General features: G+C 66.3%; 9 protein-coding genes. 8 read left to right on the top strand and 1 reads right to left on the bottom strand.

The window, feature by feature from the left end; all coding sequences use genetic code 11:
• From AB0J29_RS35885 to AB0J29_RS35860, 6 genes are all read left to right on the top strand, one after another.
• On the top strand, positions 1–414 hold a 414-nt coding region (locus AB0J29_RS35885; protein ID WP_364795475.1), incomplete at its 5' end, for a hypothetical protein.
• Positions 415–564: 150 nt separating this feature from the next.
• On the top strand, positions 565–2238 hold the full coding sequence (locus tag AB0J29_RS35880) for a DEAD/DEAH box helicase (protein ID WP_364795494.1): 1674 nt from the start codon (positions 565–567) through the stop codon (positions 2236–2238).
• A 125-nt stretch (positions 2239–2363) separates the two neighbouring features.
• Complete coding sequence (locus tag AB0J29_RS35875; RefSeq protein WP_364795472.1) at positions 2364–3602, top strand: hypothetical protein; 1239 nt, start codon at positions 2364–2366, stop codon at positions 3600–3602.
• Positions 3603–3732: 130 nt separating this feature from the next.
• Positions 3733–4344 (top strand): acid phosphatase, encoded by a 612-nt coding sequence (locus tag AB0J29_RS35870; protein ID WP_364795470.1) that lies wholly within the window; start codon positions 3733–3735, stop codon positions 4342–4344.
• Positions 4341–4832, top strand: a complete 492-nt coding sequence (locus tag AB0J29_RS35865; protein ID WP_364795468.1) for a GNAT family N-acetyltransferase — start codon at positions 4341–4343, stop codon at positions 4830–4832. Before AB0J29_RS35870 ends, AB0J29_RS35865 begins: the two co-directional genes overlap by 4 nt.
• A gap of 70 nt (positions 4833–4902) precedes the next feature.
• Positions 4903–5583, top strand: coding sequence for an endonuclease V (locus tag AB0J29_RS35860; RefSeq protein WP_364795466.1), 681 nt, complete (start codon positions 4903–4905; stop codon positions 5581–5583).
• A gap of 6 nt (positions 5584–5589) precedes the next feature.
• Here the strand turns inward: AB0J29_RS35860 and AB0J29_RS35855 are convergent, their stop codons facing one another.
• A complete protein-coding gene (locus tag AB0J29_RS35855) occupies positions 5590–6030 on the bottom strand; it encodes a hypothetical protein (RefSeq protein ID WP_364795465.1) in 441 nt (146 codons plus the stop codon).
• Between the two features lie 67 nt (positions 6031–6097).
• Between AB0J29_RS35855 and AB0J29_RS35850 the strand changes: the two genes are divergently transcribed.
• Positions 6098–7042: a diacylglycerol kinase family protein gene (locus AB0J29_RS35850; protein WP_364795463.1), complete on the top strand. Its 945-nt coding sequence runs from the start codon at positions 6098–6100 to the stop codon at positions 7040–7042.
• A gap of 249 nt (positions 7043–7291) precedes the next feature.
• On the top strand, positions 7292–7546 hold the full coding sequence (locus tag AB0J29_RS35845) for a WhiB family transcriptional regulator (protein ID WP_011211115.1): 255 nt from the start codon (positions 7292–7294) through the stop codon (positions 7544–7546).
• Positions 7547–7862 lie beyond the last annotated feature (316 nt).

Here is a 7862-nt window from a genome sequence, read left to right as displayed (position 1 = left end):
GGCGGCCATTTCGAGCGACCTGCAACCAGCCGCTACGGCGGCCATTTCGAGCGACCTGCAACCAGCCGCTACGGCGGCCATTTCGAGCGACCTGCAACCAGCCGCTACGGCGGCCATTTCGAGCGACCTGCAAGCAGCCGCTACGGCGACCGTTTCGAGCGATCGGCAAGCAGTCGCTACCGCAAATTCGAGCCGTGCACAATATCACGCTACAATCTCTGCGGACAACGGAAATTTTCGTCCGTCGAGTCGCCGGATTGTACTGTCGCCAGAGTGTCGCCGACGAGGTTTTCGAAGTCTGGGAATATGTGCGCGCACCAGATCCGCATCACCCTTGCGCCGCGCCGATGTCTGCCGAGGTCAGCCGCCGAAATGACGAGCTCCCGCAGGCATCACCGGCAGTGGCCGAGGTGAGTATCACAGGCGGATATGTGGTTGTCGCGGGCCGGCCGGTCCGCCCCACCCTCGTGCGCGCGTGACGCGATAACGAGGAAAGGCACGGACCTGAGCAAGATCACTGTCGAACAGGAACCTGGTCTGGCGGATACGCTACTGACCGCCGAACTGGACGAAACCCACACCGCCCCGACATTCGCCGAATTGGGGGTTCGCGATGAAATCGTGCGAGCGCTCGGTGAGATCGGAATCGAACGCACCTTCGCAATTCAGGAACTGACCCTTCCGCTGGCTCTCGCCGGTGAAGATCTGATCGGTCAGGCCCGCACAGGTATGGGTAAGACCTTCGGATTCGGTGTGCCGCTGCTGCACCGGATCGCGACCGCCGACACCGGGACGACCCCGTTGGACGGCACCCCGCGGGCACTGATCATCGTGCCGACGCGCGAACTCTGCATCCAGGTCACCGAGGATCTGGAGAACGCAAGCAAGTACCTGCGCAACCGCAAGGGCCAGCTGCGCGTGCTCTCGATCTACGGCGGCCGCCCGTACGAATCGCAGATCGCCGCGCTCCGCTCCGGCGTGGACGTGGTCGTCGGCACCCCCGGCCGACTCATGGATCTGGCCGATCAGGGCCATCTGATTCTCGGCAAGATCGGCGTACTCGTGCTGGACGAGGCCGACGAAATGCTGGATCTGGGCTTCCTACCCGATATCGAACGCATTCTCGGCATGGTCCCGACGCAGCGCCAGACCATGCTGTTCTCGGCCACCATGCCGGGCCCGATCATCACCCTGGCCCGCACCTTCCTGACCCAGCCGACGCATATCCGCGCCGAGGAGCCACACGATTCCGCCGTGCACGATCGCACCGCGCAGTTCGTCTACCGTGCGCACGCACTGGACAAGAGCGAGCTGATCGCCAAAGTGCTGCAGGCCGAGAGCCGTGGCGCGACCATGATTTTCACCCGGACCAAGCGCACCGCGCAGAAGGTCGCCGACGAGCTGGCCGACCGCGGCTTCGCCGTCGGGGCCGTACACGGTGACCTGGGGCAGATCGCCCGGGAGAAGGCGCTCACCAAGTTCCGCAAAGGCACCATCAACGTGCTGGTCGCGACCGATGTCGCGGCGCGCGGCATCGATATCGACGATGTCACCCACGTCATCAACTACCAGTGCCCGGAGGACGAGAAGACCTACGTGCACCGGATCGGGCGCACCGGCCGGGCCGGACGCACCGGCGTCGCGGTGACGCTGATCGACTGGGATGAACTGAATCGCTGGGCCAGCATCGACAACGCCCTCGGCCTCGGCATCCCGGACCCGGTCGAAACCTATTCGCGCTCCCCGCATCTATTCTCCGACCTCGGCATTCCCGAGGGTGTCACCGGCACGGTCCGCAAGCCGCGGCCGGTCCGCGACGAGGACGCCGAGGTGGTCGAGCGCCCCGCTCGCGCGCCGCGCAAGCGCACTCGGCGCCGCACCCGCGCGGGCGAGCCGATCGACGGTGCGACCAACGACACCGAGACCGGCGAAGCCGAAACCGATAGCGCCGCAGCCCCACTCGACGACGCGAGCAACGACAAGACGACGGATAAGCCCACCCGTCGCCGCCGCCGCAGGTCCGCCGGTGATACCGCGAACGGCACCGAGTCGAATGGCAACGGCGACAACGGCACCGATGTGACCGCCGAGGCGGGCTCGGACAGCGATGCCGATGACGCCGAGACCACCGATCAGCCCGCGCGTCGGCGCCGTCGCCGTCGCAAGCCCGCTGGCGAAGCGACCGCCGGCGAAGCTGCCGCGGACACTGCTCCCGCGACCGCTACCGCCTCGGCATAGTCGATACGCAGGCGCGTCTGCCATGCCACAGGCGCGCCTGTGCCGTCTGCGCAGCGGGGGCGTCGGCGGAGATCCACGGTGAGACCGATCGCATCGGCCGGACGATACGTTGTAGTCTCGCAAGCGTGCTCGCACCCGAGCGGCGAACGCGCGCCGACATCATCTCCGCAGTCGCGATCGCCGTGGTCGTTGTGATCGCGGCAGCGGTGGTGTGGGCGCGCAGCGATGCCAGGGGCACCGAGTCGGTCACAGCGGAACATCCGGTTTCCACCCCGGCCGCGGCCGATCAGGTGCCGACGAGTCTGCATGAGCTGTGGCATGCGCCCGACCCGGCCGCGAGCCGGGCGCTGGTGGCCGCTGGCGCGGTCGTCACGGGCGCGGACGGTACCGTGACGGGCCACGATCCGCGCACCGGTGCGCCGCTGTGGCACTACCGGCGCGACCTCCCCCTGTGCGGCGTGGAGTCGCAGTTCGGCACGGTGGTCGCGGTGTACAAGGATCAGCGCGGCTGCAGCCAGGCCACGCTGCTGGCCGGTGAGGACGGTTCGCGCCGGACCGCGCGCAGCAGCTATATGGATCCGACCGTGCAGCTATCGGTCGACGGCACCTATGTCCTTGCCCAGGGCCCGCGGCGGCTGGAGATGTGGCGCTCGGATCTGGTGCGTACCCTCGAATACGGCTACGTCGACGCACCGGTGAACGTGAAAACCCAACCGCGCAAGGGTTGCAAGCTGATCTCGTCGAGTTCGAGCTCCACCCGGCTCGCCGTCCTTGAACGCTGCCCCGAGGACCCGGCCAACCGGTTGACCGTGCTCAATCCGGCCCCGAAGGACAACACGGTGCCCGAGGAATACGGCTCGCATGTGCTCAACGGATCCGGTGCGGATGCACCCGACGCCCGGGTAATCGCGGTGTCCGACAACCGAATCGTGCTGTACCTACCCGGTGCGCCCGCGACGGCGACCGCCGAAGCGATATCCCCGCGGCTCGAGGTCTTCGACGGCACCGGGAATGCGCTTGTGGTGCACCAGCTTTCCGCACCGCTGAGCGATAAGTCGACGACCACCCGGATCAGTTCGCTATTCCTGGTATTCACCGGCAACAGCCTGATCGCGTTGAACGCGGGCACTTTCGATCCGATCTGGGCCGCACCAGGCGCACTCGGCAGTCCGGTCTTCATGGCGGGCCGACTACTCGTGCCGGTCGACGGCGCGATCGCGGTCCTCGACCCCACCTCGGGCGCCGAAGTGTCACGCATTCCGGTCGCCCGCCCCGGCTACGACGGCTCCCCGATCTCGCTCGCCGTCCTCGGCACAACGGTGCTGGAAAGGCGTGCAGCCGAGATGTTCGCACTGGGCTCGTGATGACTGATTTAGTAAGAACATGGGTAACTCATCGGGAACGCCCGAAGACCGGCCCGCACCTACCGCCGGCCCGGGAAAAGACCATCGAGGCACCGCCGAACGGCAACAGATTCACGGCGGCGGGCTAGTCATGTCCGCACGCGACGATGCCCGGCTGGTACTGCTCCGGCACGGCGAAACCACCTGGTCGAGCCAGCGACGCCATACCGGCCGCACCGATCTGCCGCTCACTGAGCACGGCGAGGAACAGGCGCGCGCCGCGGGCGCTGTGCTGAGCGAGCTGGAGCTGAACGACCCGCTGGTGCTCACCAGTCCGCGGCAACGCGCCGTGCGCACGGCGGCGCTCGCCGGGCTCACCGATACCGTCGTCGATGACGATTTGGCCGAATGGGATTACGGCGATTACGAGGGGTGGACCTCCGTCGAGATCCGCGAGCATGATCCGGGCTGGACCATCTGGACCGGAGTTGTGCCGGGTGGCGAGACGGCCGCGCAGGTCAGCGCGCGCGCCGATCGGGTGCTGGCATCGGTCGAACCCGCACTGCCGGACCGGGATATCGTACTGGTCGGCCACGGTCATTTCTCCCGGACGCTGATCGCCCGCTGGGCCGAACTCGATATCAGGGAGGGGCGTCGCTTCGCGATGTCGACCGCCGCGATCACCGTGCTCGGTTACGAACACGACGATCGAACCATCCTGGCGCACAACCTAGTTCCCGCAAACCACGGAGCCGCACTATGACACGCCCCGGCACGATCCGCCGCGCCACCCCCGCCGACGTACCCGCCATGGTTGGCCTCGTCGAGGACCTCGCCGAGTACGAAAAGTCCCGCGCGGAGTGCACGCTCACCGCCGAACAACTCGACGCCGCGCTGTTCGGGCCGTCACCCGCGGTTTTCGCCCATGTCGTCGAGGACGAGACCGGTGTGGTCGGCTGTGCGATCTGGTTCCTGAACTACTCCACCTGGACCGGCGTACACGGTATCTATCTGGAGGACCTCTACGTCAAGCCGGAAACCCGCGGCAAGGGTTACGGCAAGGCGCTGCTCACCACCCTCGCCGAGGAGGCCGCCGCGAACGGCTACAGCCGGGTCGACTGGGCCGTGCTGACCTGGAACACGCCCGCCATCGAGTTCTACAAATCCATCGGCGCCAACCCGCAGGACGAGTGGGTCGGCTACCGACTCACCGGCGCGGCCATCGATAAGCTCGCCGCCGAAGCCTCGTGAGTGAGCGTCAGCTAGCGAACCATGAACACAGTCGAGTGAGCGTCAGCGAGCGAAGCATGAACACAGTCGAGTGAGGGTTACCGCACCCACGGATTGGCCGACCACCGCGGACGAGGCCATGGCCATCCAGGATGCTCTGCGGCCATTGGTGATTGCGGCCGACCCGCGGCCACCGCAATTCCGCACCATCGCCGGACTCGACTCCGCCTACGACGACGCAACCCGGATCGCTGCCACGGCCGCCGTCGTACTGGACAGTGCCACACTGGATATTGTCGATACCGCGGTAGCGCACGGCACCGTCTCCTTTCCCTATGTGCCTGGTCTGCTGTCCTTCCGCGAACTGCCCACCACTCTCGCCACGCTCGAAAAGCTCACTACTACACCGGATCTGCTGATCTGCGATGGCCAGGGAGTCGCCCATCCACGCCGCTTCGGCTTGGCCTGTCATGTCGGAATCCTCACGGGCACACCGACGATCGGCGTAGCCAAGACGCCGTGGGGCGACTACCCGGAGCCCGGTCCGGAGCGCGGCGCGGTCAGCGATATCACCATGGACGGCGAAATCGTCGGGCGTGCGCTGCGCACCCGACGCGGTGTCAAACCGGTCTTCGTCTCGGTCGGCCATCTCATCGACCTGGATACCGCATGCACCCAGGTGCTCGCGCTCACCCCGCGCTTCCGTCAGCCGGAAACCACCCGGCAAGCCGATCGCCTGTGCCGTCAGGCACTGCGGGCCGTCACCGCCTGAGCCCGGCTACTTCGATTCGGGAGTATCCGGTTCGATTCCATACACCTCGGCCATCCACCGATTCGACGCGGGCGCGAACAAGAGCACCAGTGCGGAGACCACGACAATGCCGAGCAGCGCGCCGAGCACGGGCTGATGCGAATCGGTCAGCAGCGACCAGGTCACCGGAAGCAGCAGCACCTGTGCGATCACGGCGATGGCCCGCCCCCAGCGATGCCCGAGAAAGAGTCCGATCCCGGCCGCGAGCACCGCACCGCCGAGGATGCCGAACCATGCGGCCGTGCCGTATCCGCTCACGGCAGTCTGATCGTGTCCGAGCAGCCCGCGCACGACCAGCACGATCGCCACGACCACGGCCACCGCACCCTCCAGCGCGACCAATCCGCCCGCACCGCGCACCGTCGCGGGCACACCCGCCGAAACCTCGTCCTTGCCGCTGTCCGCCACGTGGCCAAGCCTAGAACCCACTCGACGGCTTTTCGGACCGGGCCGTCCGCCGATTAGGCTGCCGAGGGTGCGGACGCTGCTGATCGTGAATCCGAATGCCACCTCGACTACGCCGGCGACGCGGGACCTGCTGGCGCACGCGTTGGAGAGCCGCACGCAGCTGACCGTCGCGCATACCCAGCACCGCGGCCACGCGGCGGAATTGGCCCAGTGGGCAGCGACCAACGAGATGGATCTGATCGTCGTGCACGGCGGCGATGGGACGGTCAACGAGACGATCAACGGGTTTCTACCGCTGCCCCAGGTCGACGACGGACAGGCATGGCTGCCGCGCCTCGGCGTGATTCCGGGCGGTTCGGCGAATGTGTTCGCGCGCGCCCTCGGCATATCCCCGGATCCGGTGACCGCGACCAACCAGCTCATCGACCTGCTGACCCTCAACCGGGACCGCAAAATCGGCCTCGGCCTCGCCGATGATCGCTGGTTCGGCTTCAGCGCGGGTGTCGGTCTGGACGCCGATGTCTGCGAGGCGATCGACAACAGCCGCGCCAATGGCCGCGCCGCCACCCCCGGTCGCTACGTTCGAACAACTGTGCGACAATTTTTCAAGGCCAGGCGCAAGGAGCCGAGCATCCGGATCGAGATTCCCGGATTCGACCCCATCGGTGAGGTCCATTACGCCTTCGTAACAAACGCGAGTCCGTGGACCTACCTGAACGCCACCCCGGTGCACACGAACCCGGGAACGACCTTCGAGACGGGTCTCGGCGTGTTTGCGGTGCGGTCGATGTCGGTGGTCTCCACCCTGCTGCTTGCCAGGCAGTTGCTCGCTGTCAATGGAAATCCCAAGTCCCGCAACCTATTTCGCGAAGACGATGTGCCGTCCGTACATATCGAGACCGCCGAGCCCATCGGGCTGCAAATCGATGGCGACTTCATCGGAAAACGCAACATGGTGGATTTCACAGCCGTGCCGGATGTACTCGAGGTCGTCGCTCCACACCCCGAATGAGCGCGAAACGCGCGAAAAATCTCGATGTTGTGCTGCGAAAACCAGGTAGAGCGAGTACAAAGGACCGGGCAGGTCCCCCTGGGGGTCCGTGAGAGCGTGAGCTTCCCCACGGTGCACCGGATACCTATTGACATCTACGGTGTTCGTGAAAGCATTCACAAGCAACCGTGCGGAAACATTCGAGTCGCACAAGTGAACGATCCACAAACCATCGGCGCCCTTTGCGGCGCCCAGTAAAGGAGCAGAGGAATGGACTGGCGCCACAAGGCCATCTGTCGCGATGAGGACCCCGAGCTGTTCTTCCCGGTGGGTAACAGTGGTCCGGCGCTCGCGCAGATTGCCGATGCCAAGCTGGTCTGCGCTCGCTGCCCCGTTACCGCCGACTGCCTGTCCTGGGCCCTGAAGTCCGGGCAGGATGCCGGCGTGTGGGGTGGTATGAGCGAGGACGAGCGTCGGGCGCTCAAGCGTCGCAACGCCCGCACGCGCACCCGCACTGTCGTCTAGTCGGACGACCAGCGTTACCGGGACCTATCAGCCCGGCCCGGTAACGCAATCAAGGCCCGGCACTCAGGTGCCGGGCTATTTTGTGCTCGTGTCTAATTTGCAGCGCCTTCGGCGCTGCGGATGCTGTGTTTTTGGCCGCGCGGGCGCGGCGTGTTCGCGGCCCCCTTCTGTCTCGCGTCCGAGCCGTCGAGACTCGCGCCTACGGCGCATGCGCTTCGACGACCGCCTCTCCGCGTATTCAGGCCAGACAAGTCAGGCCGCGAGACTTGATCACAGGTCCTGCGTCGAGTGCCTACTCAGGCCTTGGGTGTACCCG

The sequence above is a fragment of the Nocardia sp. NPDC049707 genome (genome assembly GCF_040674855.1).
Taxonomy (GTDB): Bacteria; Actinomycetota; Actinomycetes; order Mycobacteriales; family Mycobacteriaceae; genus Nocardia.
This window is presented reverse-complemented; position numbering and strand designations above follow the sequence as displayed.